The sequence below is a fragment of the Streptomyces macrosporus genome (assembly GCF_039533145.1).
GTDB classification, from domain to species: Bacteria; Actinomycetota; Actinomycetes; order Streptomycetales; family Streptomycetaceae; genus Streptomyces; species Streptomyces macrosporus.
Genome location: NZ_BAAASZ010000040.1, coordinates 28,765 through 38,778 on the forward strand (window position 1 = coordinate 28,765; position 10,014 = coordinate 38,778).

Sequence of the window (10,014 nt, forward strand, 5' to 3'; positions counted from 1 at the left end):
TGGCTTTCCCCCCAGGTATGGAGGCAGGATGCTCCCCCGGGGACTGCGTCCTGGGGGCGCCCCCAGGGGCGCGAGGGTCTGGAAGCAGACCCGGGTCCGGGGACTGTCCGAGGGCCCTGGCAGCATCGGCTTCGATCTCACGCCTCACAGGCAAGAAAAACATCGGGAGTACGTAACATGAACCGCAGTGAGCTGGTGGCAGCGCTGGCCGAGCGCGCCCAGGTGACCCGTAAGGACGCCGACGCCGTGCTGGCCGCCTTCGCCGAGACCGTCGGCGAGGTCGTCGCCAAGGGCGACGAGAAGGTCACCATTCCCGGCTTCCTCACCTTCGAGCGCACCCACCGGGCCGCTCGTACCGCGCGCAACCCGCAGACCGGCGAGCCGATCGAGATTCCGGCCGGCTACAGCGTGAAGGTCTCCGCGGGCTCCAAGCTGAAGGAGGCCGCCAAGGGCAAGTGAGCCCCTGGCGCGTGACACCACAGGCGCATGAAGGAGGGCGGTCACCCCGGTCGGGGTGACCGCCCTCCGCGCTGTTCAGCGGGCCTGTGACGGCTCGGGAGGGCCCTTCGCGGGCCCCTTCTTCCCCACGCTTCCCCCGAGCCGCCGGACGGCGGCTCGGGGACCGCTCGGGGACGGCTCAGGAGGGGACCTCCACCCGCGCCCCCAGCGCCGGCAGCTTCTCCATGAAGTTCTCGTAGCCCCGGTTGATCAGGCTGATGCCGTGGACCCGGGAGGTGCCCTGGGCCGCCAGGGCGGCGATCAGGTACGAGAAGCCGCCGCGGAGGTCGGGGATGACCAGATCGGCGCCCTGGAGCTTCGTCGGGCCCGAGACGACCGCCGAGTGGAGGAAGTTGCGCTGGCCGAAGCGGCACGGCGTACCGCCCAGGCACTCGCGGTAGAGCTGGATGTGCGCGCCCATCTGGTTGAGGGCGGAGGTGAAGCCCAGCCGGGACTCGTAGACCGTCTCGTGGACGATCGACAGGCCCGACGCCTGGGTCAGCGCCACGACCAGCGGCTGCTGCCAGTCGGTCTGGAAGCCGGGGTGGACGTCCGTCTCCAGGGCGATGGCGTTGAGCGCGCCGCCCGGGTGCCAGAAGCGGATGCCCTCGTCGTCCACCTCGAACGCGCCGCCGACCTTGCGGAAGGTGTTGAGGAACGTCATCATCTCGCGCTGGCTGGCCCCGCGGACGTACACGCTGCCCTCGGTCGCCAGCGCCGCGCTCGCCCAGGAGGCCGCCTCCAGGCGGTCCGGCAGGGCGCGGTGGTTGTAGCCGCCCAGCTTCTCCACACCGGTGATGCGGATCGTGCGGTCGGTGTCCATGGAGATGATCGCGCCCATCTTCTGCAGCACGCAGATGAGGTCCTCGATCTCCGGCTCGACGGCGGCGTTGGACAGCTCGGTCACGCCCTCGGCCAGCACGGCCGTCAACAGCACCTGCTCGGTGGAGCCGACCGACGGGTACGGAAGTCTGATCTTGCAGCCGCGCAGCCCCCGCGGGGCCTCCAGGTACTGCCCGTCGGCGCGCTTCTCGATCGTCGCGCCGAACTCGCGCAACACGTCGAAGTGGAAGTTCACCGGCCGGCCGCCGATGTCGCAGCCGCCCAGGCCCGGTATGAAGGCGTGGCCCAGCCGGTGCAGCAGCGGGCCGCAGAAGAGGATCGGGATGCGGGACGAGCCCGCGTGGGCGTCGATGTCGGCGACGTTGGCGCTCTCCACGTGGGAGGGGTCGAGCACCAGTTCCCCCGGCTCCTCGCCGCTGCGCACGGTGACGCCGTGCAGTTCCAGCAGGCCGCGGACGACGCGCACGTCGCGGATGTCGGGGACGTTGCGCAGCCGGCTCGGTTCGCTGCCGAGCAGTGCGGCGACCATGGCCTTGGGCACGAGGTTCTTCGCGCCGCGGACTCTGATCTCGCCCTCCAGCGGGGTGCCGCCGTGGACAAGGAGTACGTCGTCAGTGCCGGTCATGGGCCTCGCGTTCCAGGATGTAAAAGAGCAGGGGCACTGGGAATGGTAATGGCCGCCGGTCCGCCCGTACCCGCCGCGGGGCGGCCTGCGGGGCTCCGGGGGCGGGCTCCGGACGCCGCGGACGCACCGTCTTCGCGCCGTTCCGCAACGTTATAGGGGGGTTGGGTCCCCGCGAACGGCCGAAGTGCGGGATCATTGGGGCATGACCGAGGTGACCTCGCTCACCGGGCGGCTGCTCGTCGCGACGCCGGCACTGACCGACCCGAATTTCGACCGTGCGGTGGTGCTGCTCCTCGACCACGACGAGGAGGGCTCACTCGGTATCGTCCTCAACCGGCCCACCCCCGTCGACGTCAAGGACGTCCTGGAGCCCTGGGCCGCCCTGGCGGGAGAGCCGGGCGTGGTCTTCCAGGGTGGTCCCGTCTCGCTGGACGCGGCGCTCGGCGTCGCCGTCGTCCCCGGCGGCGAGGGCCCGTTGGGGTGGAGACGAGTGCACGGGGCCATCGGTCTGGTCGACCTGGAGGCGCCTCCCGAACTGCTCGCCGCCGAGCTGGGCTCGCTGCGGATCTTCGCCGGTTACTCCGGATGGGGTCCGGGCCAGTTGGAGAACGAGCTGGAGGAGGGGGCCTGGTACGTCGTGGAGTCCGAGCCGGGGGACGTCTACGCACCCGATCCGCAGCGGCTGTGGCGGGCCGTGCTGCGCCGCCAGCGCAACGAACTGGCGATGGTGGCCACGTACCCGGACGACCCCTCGCTGAACTAGCCGGGGAGCGGACGGAGGTGGGTCGGGCCACGGGCCGCTCCGGGGCGGACCGCAGTACGCTGGCTCCATGAGCACTCCTGAGCCCGAGCGCGGGACGGGCACCGGCACCCTCGTCGAGCCCACCCCGCAGGTGTCCCACGGCGATGGCGACCACGAGCGCTTCGCCCACTACGTCCAGAAGGACAAGATCATGGCCAGCGCGCTCGACGGCACCCCCGTCGTCGCGCTCTGCGGCAAGGTCTGGGTACCGGGGCGCGACCCCAAGAAGTACCCGGTCTGCCCGATGTGCAAGGAGATCTACGAGTCCCTGGGGTCCGGCGGCGACAAGGGCAAGGACGGCGGCGGGAAGTGACGCCGTCTCCGTGAGGTCTCCGGTCCCGTCCGGCCCGCCCTGATCCCTCCCGCGCAGGGCCTCGCAGGGCTTCCCACCTCATCCTCCGGCGGCCCCCGGACCACGCCTCGGCGTGGTCCGGGGGCCGCCGTGCTGTGCGCGCGCCTCCGGTCCCGCCGAGGGGCGCGCGAGTGCCGTGGAATGGTCGAGACCTCTTGTGGACGGTCGCCGGTCCCCCTAGTCTCCTGCGGAGTTGTGCAGAGCGAAACGGCAGTTGCACATTGTGCAACGCGACTCCAGTGGGGGTCACACCCATGAAGTTCTCCGCCCGCACGGCCGCCCCCGTGGCGGCGCTCCTCCTCGCCGCGCTCACCGCCTCCGCCTGCGCGCCCTCCACGTCCGAGGGCGGCGCGACCGGGGACCACGGAACCGGCACGGTGCGCGTCTGGCTGTTCAGGGAGGTGGACAACAAGCCCAAGGAGCGCGTCGTCGACGACGTCGTCCGCGCGTTCACCGAGAAGCACGACGGCGTCGAGGTCGACGTGAGGTACATCCCCGTCGACAGCCGCGCCGAGAGGATCAAGGCGGCCTTCAACGACCCCTCCTCCGCCCCCGACCTGATCGAGTACGGCAACACCGACACCGCCGGATACGTCGCCGACGGCGGACTCGCCGACATCACCGAGGAGTTCGAGGACTGGGACCAGGCCGCGGACACCGACCCGACCGCCCGGGAGTCGGTGACCGTGGACGGCAGGGTCTACGGAGCGCCGCTCTTCGTGGGCGTGCGCGCCCTGTACTACCGCACCGACGTCTTCGACGACCTCGGCCTGAAGCCGCCGAGGACCCTGGAGGAGGTCGCCGACGCCGCGAAGAGGATCCGCGCGGAACGGCCCGACCTGTACGGCATAGCCGTCGGCGGCGCGTACACCTACGGCGCGCTGCCCTTCGTCTGGGCCCACGGCGGCGAACTGGCCGAGCGCGAGGGCGACACGTACACCGCCGCCGTCGACGACGCCGCCGCGCGGAAGGGCGTCGAGGCGTACACCGACCTCTTCGGCGAGGACAACTGCCCGCCCGCGAAGTGCGCCGAGATGGGCGGCAACGACACCGTGGAGGCGTTCGCGAGCGGCAAGGCCGGCATGGCCATCGCGGGCGACTTCAGCCGCCGGGCGATGGAGGACGGGGAGGTCCGGGGCACGTACGGCGTCGTCCCGCTGCCGGGGGTGGAGAAGAGCGAGATCGCCCCGGCCTTCGCCGGCGGCAACAACCTCGGCGTGCTCCGCAGCAGCGACCACCGCACCCTGGCCGTCGAGCTGTTGAAGGAGCTGGCGGGCAAGGAGACCCAGCGGAAGCTGTTCGACGGGATGGGATTCCTGCCGACCTTCACCGACACCCGACGGGAGGTCGCCGACTCCGACCCGTTCGTCGAGCCGTTCGTGAGGACGCTCGGCGCCGGCACGGAGTTCGTGCCCACGACCCCCGCCTGGACGGAGATCGACGCCTCGCAGGTGCTGCCCACGATGTTCCAGGAGATCGTCAGCGGCCGGAAGGACGTCGCCACCGCGACCCGGGACGCGGCGGCGCGGATGGACGAGGCGTTCGGCAGGGCCGCGGACTGACCCATGGCCACGAACGTCACCACCGGATCCGCCACGACGCCCACGCCCACGCCCACGCCCGCGTCCGCCACCCCGCCGGTCCGGCCGCCGCGGCCCGCCGGCGGGCGCGGCCCCGCCCGCTCGGCCGGCGGGTGGACGCCCTGGCTCTACCTCGCCCCCGCCCTGGTCGTCCTCGCCGGCCTGCTGGTCTACCCGGTCTGGCAACTGGGGCTGATCTCCGTCCTGGAGTACACCCAGGCCCAGGTCAGCGGTGGTGAGCCCACCACCTTCCGGGGCCTCGACAACTACGCCGAACTCTTCGGCGACCCCCGGTTCCGGGAGGTGCTGGCGGTCACGGTGGTGTTCGCCGCCGCCTGCGTGGTGAGCACCCTGGCGGTCGGCTGCGCGCTCGCCGTCCTCCTCACCCGGGTGCGGGCCCTGCCCCGGCTGCTGCTGATGCTCGCCGCGCTCGGCGCCTGGGCGACCCCGGCGATCACCGGTTCGACGGTCTGGGTCTTCCTCTTCGACCCCGACTTCGGGCCGGTCAACAAGGTGCTGGGACTGGGCGACTTCTCCTGGACGTACAACCGCTACAGCGCTTTCGCCCTCGTGCTGTTCGAAGTCGTCTGGTGTTCCTTTCCGTTCGTCATGGTGACGATGTACGCGGGAATCCGGGCCATTCCGACCGAGGTGCTGGAGGCGGCGGCGCTGGACGGCGCGTCCTCGTGGCGGATCTGGCGCAGCGTCATGGCGCCGATGCTGCGGCCCATTCTCGTCGTCGTCACCATCCAGTCGATCATCTGGGACTTCAAGATCTTCACCCAGATCTACGTGATGACGGGCGGCGGCGGCATCGCCGGACAGAATCTCGTGCTGAACGTCTACGCCTACCAGGTGGCGTTCGCCTCGTCGCAGTACAGCCTCGGTTCGGCCATCGGCATCGTGATGCTGCTGATCCTGCTGGCCGTCACCCTGGTTTACCTGCGCCTGCTGCGCCGCAGGGGGGAGGAACTGTGAACCGCCCGGTGCTCGATTCGGCGCGCTCGGCGGCGCGTTCGGTGGTGAGGAGGCCCGGACGGGCGGCGGCCGAGGCGACGGCCGTGCTGGTCGCGGCCGTGGTCGCCTTCCCGCTGTACTGGATGGTGCTGTCGGCGTTCAAACCGGCGGGCGAGGTGCAGTCCGACACGCCGCGCCCGTGGACGACGAATCCGTCGCTGGACGCGTTCCGCCGCGTCTTCGAACAGCAGGAATTCGGACGGTACTTCCTCAACAGCCTTCTCGTGGCGGGCACCGTGGTCGTCGCCTCGGCGCTGATCGCCTTTCTCGCGGCGACCGCCGTGACGCGTTTCCGCTTCCGGTTCCGCACGACGCTGCTGGTGATGTTCCTGGTCGCGCAGATGGTCCCGATCGAGGCGCTGACCATTCCGCTGTTCTTCCTGATGCGCGACCTCGGGGAAACGGTTCCCGGCGTCGGCCTCAACACGCTCGGCTCGCTGATCCTGCCGCACATCGCCTTCTCGCTGCCCTTCGCGATCTGGATGCTGCGCGGTTTCGTGAAGGCCGTTCCCGAGTCGCTGGAGGAACAGGCGTCCATCGACGGCGCGAGCCGTACGCGCTTCCTGTGGCGGATCCTCTTCCCGCTGGTCTTTCCCGGCCTGGTGGCGACGAGCGTCTTCTCCTTCATCTCCACCTGGAACGACTTCCTGTTCGCCAAGTCGTTCATCATCAGCGACACGGAGAACTCCACGCTGCCGATGGCCCTGCTGGTGTTCTTCGACACCGAGACTCCGGACTGGGGCGGGGTGATGGCGGGCTCGACGGTCATGACGGTGCCCGTGCTGGTCTTCTTCGTCCTCGTCCAGCGCCGCCTGGTCTCCGGCCTCGGCGGCGCGGTGAAGGACTGACCCGCGCGCGAACGCGCGCGGAGACGACGGACGGACCCGCCCGGCGCGCCGGGCGGGAGGAACGGGAGATGCCGACCATGTACGAACCGGACCTGGTCCCCGCGCCGCGGTCCGTCGTCCCCGGCGCCGGGCGGTTCGTCCTCGGCGCCGCGACGGCGCTCGACGCCGGACCCGGCGCCGAGGGGGCCGCCCACCGGCTGCGCGCCCTGATCGGCGCGGCCACCGGCCTGCCGCTGCCGCCCTCCGCCGGGGACGCCGGAGGGCGCGGGGAAGGCGGCGGCGCCCTGCGGCTGTACGTGGACGGACGGGTCGCCGACGAACTCGGCCCCGAGGGCTACCGCCTGCGCGTGACCGACACCGGCGTGGACCTGCGCGGCGGAGCGGCCCCCGGCCTCTTCTGGGGCGTCCAGACCCTGCGTCAGCTCCTCGGCCCCGACGCCCACCGCCGCGCCCCGCTGCCCGGCCGCACCTGGTCGCTGCCGCACGTGACGGTCGAGGACGCGCCCCGCTTCCCCTGGCGCGGCTTCCTGCTCGACGTGGCACGGCACTTCACGCCCAAGGACGGCGTGCTGCGCTGGATCGACCTGCTCGCCGCGCACAAGCTGAACGTCCTCCACCTGCACCTCACCGACGACCAGGGCTGGCGCCTGGAGATCCGGCGCTTCCCGAGGCTCACCGAGGTCGGCGCCTGGCGCCGGCGGACCCGGCTCGGACACCGCGCCTCCCCGCTGTGGGACGAGTGCCCGCACGGCGGCTTCTACACCCAGGACGACGTCCGCGAGATCGTCGCGTACGCCGCCGAGCGGCACGTCACCGTCGTCCCCGAGATCGACGTGCCCGGCCACTCCCAGGCGGCCATCGCCGCCTATCCGGAGCTGGGCAACACGGACGTCCCCGGGGGCGCGGACGCCGCCCCGGAGGTCTGGACGGACTGGGGGATCAACCCCAACGTCCTGGCCCCCACCGAGATCGTCCTCCGGTTCTACGAGGGGGTCTTCGACGAGGTGCTGGAGCTCTTCCCCGGCGAGTTCGTGCACATCGGCGGCGACGAGTGCGTCAAGGACCAGTGGCGGGCGTCCCCGACCGCGCAGGCGCGGATCGCGGAGCTGGGGCTCGACGGCGAGGACGCGCTCCAGGCGTGGTTCGTGCGGCACTTCGACCGCCGGCTGGCCGAGCGCGGCCGCCGCCTCGTCGGCTGGGACGAGATCCTGGAGGGCGGGTCCGGCCGGGCCGACCTGCGGCTGAGCCCCGGAGCCGTGGTCTCCTCCTGGCGCGGCCACGCCGGGGGGATCGCCGCCGCGCGGGCCGGACACGACGTGGTGATGTGCCCCGAGCAGCAGGTCTACCTCGACCACCGGCAGGACGCCGGCGAGGACGAGCCGGTGCCCATCGGGTACGTGCGCACCCTGCGCGACGTCCACCGCTTCGAGCCCGTGCCGCCCGAGCTGGCCGGCACCGAGGCGGAGCAGCACGTCATCGGCGCGCAGGCCAACCTGTGGACCGAGGTGGTGGAGGATCAACAGCGCGCCGACTACCAGGCGTTCCCCCGGCTGGCCGCCTTCGCCGAGGCGGTGTGGTCGCCGCCCGGGGCGCGCGACTGGGAGGGGTTCGAACGGCGGATGGTCCGCGCCCACTACGCCCGCCTCGACGCCCTCGGGGTGGCCTACCGCCCGCCGTCCGGGCCGCGCCCCTGGCAGCGCCGCCCCGGCATCCTCGGACGCCCCCTCGACGGGCCGCCCCCGGCCCTCTGAGGCGGCCCGTCGAGGCGGCCTTTCGGGAGGGCCCGGCGAGGCGGCCCCCCGACACGGCGCGCGGGACGCGGGCGCGGAGCGGGCGCTTAAAGTAATACAAGGTCTCCCAGGAGTGGCAAGCCGCGCCTGTCGGTGACAACCGCCGAAAGCGGGCCATCGGCCAGGTCAGGGACGGATGGCCCCTTCCGGACCCCTGCACCGACGGCCCTCCGAGATGTGCCAGAGTTGCCACGTCCGGGTTCTCAGCACGTACCGTACGGCTGGCAGCCGGGACGACCGGGGAAGGGGCGCTGGATTGAGCACGCACGCACCGCACGCACCACGGGCGGCGCAGCCGGTCATGCTGCCGGCCACGCTCGACGAGGCCGTGGCCGCTCTGGAGGCCACGCCTGCCGCCGTGCCCGTCGCGGGCGGCACCGACCTGATGACGGAGGTCAACTCCGGCCTGCTGCGGCCCGCCGCGCTCGTCGGCCTGGGCCGGATCAGCGAGATCCGGGGCTGGGAGTACCAGGACGGCCACGCGCTGCTCGGCGCCGGCCTCACCCACGCGCGGATGGGCCGCCCCGACTTCGCCGCCCTCATCCCCGCCCTCGCCGCCGCCGCCCGCGCCGCCGGACCGCCGCAGATCCGCAACGCCGGAACGCTCGGCGGCAACATCGTCACCGCCTCCCCGACCGGCGACGCCCTGCCCGTCCTGGCCGCCCTGGAGGCCACGCTGCTGATCGCCGGACCGGGCGGAGCGCGCCGCGAGATCCCGGTGAGCCACCTGCTCACCGGGCTGGAGATGCTCGGACCGGGCGAACTCGTCGGCTACGTCCGGGTGCCGCTGCTGCACGCCCCGCAGACCTTCCTCAAGGCCACCGGACGGACCGGCCCCGGACGCGCCCTGGCGTCCGTCGCCGTCGTGCTCGACCCCGCCCGGCGCGGCGTCCGCTGCGCGGTCGGCGCCGTCGCCCCGATGCCGCTGCGCCCGCTGGAGGCCGAGCAGTGGGTGGCCTCGCTCATCGACTGGGACGGGCAGCGGGCCCTGGCCCCCGAGGTGCTCACCGCCTTCGGGGACTATGTCGCCATGGCCTGCATCCCCGACCCGCCGGTGCCGGAGGACGGGGGGGAACCTCCCGTACTTCCGCCCGCGGCGCTGCACGTGCGGCGTACGGTTGCCACACTGGCCCGCCGGGGACTCGGGAGGGCACTCGCATGAGCAACGACCAGCAGCCGATCCAGCCGGACCGGCCCGTCCCGCCGCCCGCGCCGCAGGGCGGCTGGGGCGGTGAGTACGACGGTGACGCCACCGCGTTCATACAGCTTCCCGGGAACCTGCCCGGGCAGTTCCCGTCCGGGCACGCCGCGCCCGGCGGCACCTACGACCCGCTCGCCGCGCCGGGCACCGGTCAGGGCTGGACGCCGCCCCCCATCGAGTCCCAGCCGCCCGTGACCCCGGCGCCGGGCACCGACCCGGCCACCCCGGGCCAGTGGACGATGCCGTTCGCCGGTGGCCCGGCGGACCCGGCGCCCGAGGCGCCCGAACCCCGCGAGGCCCACGGGGTCCCCGAGGCGGGACCGGCCGCGCCGTCGCCCGCCGCCATCCTCGGGCAGGGCGCCGCCGCGGCCCTGGCCGGCTCGCACGAGGCCCGCACGCGCCGTCCGCTGGGCGACGGCCCCGCGGCGCAGGCGCCGGCCGGCGACGGCGGGGCGGTC

General features: G+C 72.9%; 9 protein-coding genes and 1 pseudogene. 9 read left to right on the plus strand and 1 reads right to left on the minus strand.

What is annotated here, in order from left to right; all coding sequences use genetic code 11:
- The first annotated feature begins 177 nt into the window (after window positions 1-177).
- Window positions 178-459 (plus strand): HU family DNA-binding protein, encoded by a 282-nt coding sequence (locus ABD335_RS26705; protein ID WP_344328094.1) that lies wholly within the window; start codon window positions 178-180, stop codon window positions 457-459.
- Window positions 460-637: 178 nt separating this feature from the next.
- On the opposite strand, the gene murA is transcribed toward ABD335_RS26705, so the two are convergent.
- Complete coding sequence (gene murA / locus ABD335_RS26710; RefSeq protein WP_344328096.1) at window positions 638-1,966, minus strand: UDP-N-acetylglucosamine 1-carboxyvinyltransferase; 1,329 nt, start codon at window positions 1,964-1,966, stop codon at window positions 638-640.
- A 202-nt stretch (window positions 1,967-2,168) separates the two neighbouring features.
- Between murA and ABD335_RS26715 the strand changes: the two genes are divergently transcribed.
- The 8 genes and pseudogenes from ABD335_RS26715 to ABD335_RS26750 all read left to right on the plus strand — a co-directional run.
- Window positions 2,169-2,729, plus strand: a complete 561-nt coding sequence (locus ABD335_RS26715; RefSeq protein ID WP_344328097.1) for a YqgE/AlgH family protein — start codon at window positions 2,169-2,171, stop codon at window positions 2,727-2,729.
- A gap of 67 nt (window positions 2,730-2,796) precedes the next feature.
- Window positions 2,797-3,081, plus strand: a complete 285-nt coding sequence (locus tag ABD335_RS26720) for a DUF3039 domain-containing protein (protein WP_344328098.1) — start codon at window positions 2,797-2,799, stop codon at window positions 3,079-3,081.
- Window positions 3,082-3,374: 293 nt separating this feature from the next.
- The gene (locus ABD335_RS26725) at window positions 3,375-4,682 is read left to right on the plus strand and encodes an extracellular solute-binding protein (protein WP_344328101.1); all 1,308 of its coding nucleotides are present in this window, start codon (window positions 3,375-3,377) and stop codon (window positions 4,680-4,682) included.
- 3 nt (window positions 4,683-4,685) lie between these two features.
- Complete coding sequence (locus tag ABD335_RS26730) at window positions 4,686-5,678, plus strand: carbohydrate ABC transporter permease (RefSeq protein WP_344328103.1); 993 nt, start codon at window positions 4,686-4,688, stop codon at window positions 5,676-5,678.
- A complete protein-coding gene (locus ABD335_RS26735; RefSeq protein ID WP_344328104.1) occupies window positions 5,675-6,565 on the plus strand; it encodes a carbohydrate ABC transporter permease in 891 nt (296 codons plus the stop codon). The genes ABD335_RS26730 and ABD335_RS26735 overlap by 4 nt, the downstream gene beginning before the upstream one ends.
- 68 nt (window positions 6,566-6,633) lie before the next feature.
- Window positions 6,634-8,316, plus strand: a complete 1,683-nt coding sequence (locus ABD335_RS26740; RefSeq protein WP_344328105.1) for a beta-N-acetylhexosaminidase — start codon at window positions 6,634-6,636, stop codon at window positions 8,314-8,316.
- 340 nt (window positions 8,317-8,656) lie between these two features.
- A complete protein-coding gene (locus ABD335_RS26745; RefSeq protein ID WP_344328112.1) occupies window positions 8,657-9,517 on the plus strand; it encodes an FAD binding domain-containing protein in 861 nt (286 codons plus the stop codon).
- Window positions 9,514-10,014: pseudogene (locus ABD335_RS26750) on the plus strand (hypothetical protein); the annotation flags it as partial. The gene ABD335_RS26745 and the pseudogene ABD335_RS26750, both read left to right, overlap by 4 nt.